The organism is Streptomyces calidiresistens, assembly GCF_014141525.1.
Classification (GTDB): Bacteria; Actinomycetota; Actinomycetes; order Streptomycetales; family Streptomycetaceae; genus Streptomyces; species Streptomyces calidiresistens.
This window is the reverse complement of the sequence record NZ_VKHS01001316.1, coordinates 1-915: the sequence shown is the minus strand read 5'-3', so window position 1 is coordinate 915 and position 915 is coordinate 1. Positions and strand designations below refer to the sequence as shown.

Sequence of the window (915 nt, the reverse complement as noted above, 5' to 3'; positions counted from 1 at the left end):
GGCCGGGAAGGGGTCGGGTACGGAGGTGTCAGACGCGGGCGGCCCGGCGCCGCCCGAGGATCTGTCCGGCCAACACGATCCCGACGGCCAGGATGAACATGGCGCTGCCGACCACGTTGACCTGGACCGGCACCCCGCGCTGCGCTGCGCCCCACACGAACATCGGGAAGGTGACCGTGGAGGGCCCGGCGTTGAACTGGGTGATGATGAAGTCGTCGAAGGACAGGGCGAAGCTGAGCATCGCGCCGGCCGCGATGCCCGGCGCCGCGATCGGCAGGGTGACCCTCACGAACGCCTGCACCGGCCCGGCGTACAGGTCGCGCGCGGCCTCCTCCAGCCTCGGGTCCATGCTCGCCACCCGCGCCTTCACCGCCACGATCACGAAACTGAGGCAGAACATGATGTGCGCGATGAGGATGGTGGTGAACCCGAACTCCACCCGCATGTTGAGGAAGAGCGTGCCCACCGAGGCGGCCATCACCACCTCCGGCATCGCCATCGGCAGGAAGATCAGGGACTGGGCGAGGTTCCGTCCCCGGAAGCGGTAGCGGACCAGCGCGAAGGCGGCCAGGGTGCCGAAGGCGGTGGCCACCAGGGTCGCGAGCAGGGCGATGCGCAGGCTCAGGCCGAGCGCCGAGCACATCTCCGGCACCGCGCAGGGATTGGTCCACGCCTCGGTGGAGAAGGACTGCCACTGGTAGTTGAAGCGACCCGCGGGGTCGTTGAAGGAGTAGGCCAGGACGACCAGGTTGGGCAGCAGCAGATACCCCAGGGCCATCAGACCGACGACGACCACGGCGTTGCGCCGCAACCAGGCCCACGGGGCCGGCACGGGGCGGTGGCCGCGGATCGCGGTGGTCCCGGAGGGGGCCCCGGGATCGCGGGGCCCCCCGGGAGGGGTGGGTTCGGTGGATC

At 70.6% G+C, this 915-nt stretch carries 1 protein-coding gene; it reads right to left on the bottom strand.

Annotated features, from left to right (window positions below; all coding sequences use genetic code 11):
• Nucleotides 1-28: 28 nt before the first annotated feature.
• A complete protein-coding gene (locus FOE67_RS27070; protein WP_182667450.1) occupies nt 29-778 on the bottom strand; it encodes an ABC transporter permease in 750 nt (249 codons plus the stop codon).
• Nucleotides 779-915 lie beyond the last annotated feature (137 nt).

What these genes read in the sequence shown, in the direction of transcription:
- FOE67_RS27070 (WP_182667450.1), bottom strand. Translation starts at nt 778, where the DNA reads ATGGCCCTGGGGTATCTGCTGCTGCCCAACCTGGTCGTCCTGGCCTAC.